Consider the following 246-nt stretch of genomic DNA (forward strand, 5'->3'; position numbering starts at 1 on the left):
GCGTTCGACAGCGGCGGATTCGTGGAGTCACTCGGCGTGAACGGCCGAGTCGTTGATGCGATTCAAGAGGCGGTACTCCCATACCCGGGATCGATCGGGCGACGCGTCATTGAGGAGATGGAGCGCAACCAGCAGACAGATTTCACGATAACGGGCCTCCGCGAGCAACTCGATCTTCAACAGTACGACCTCCGTAGCGAGACGATGAGCGGGTATCTGGAGCAGGGCCTGGTCTCGAAGGACGGT

At 60.2% G+C, this 246-nt stretch carries 1 protein-coding gene; it reads left to right on the plus strand.

The features are described 5' to 3' along the window. On the plus strand, positions 1–246 hold a 246-nt coding region (locus tag EXE42_RS19110; RefSeq protein ID WP_158293800.1), incomplete at both ends, for a hypothetical protein.

It is taken from the genome of Halorubrum sp. SP3 (assembly GCF_005435195.1).
GTDB classification, from domain to species: Archaea; Halobacteriota; Halobacteria; order Halobacteriales; family Haloferacaceae; genus Halorubrum; species Halorubrum sodomense.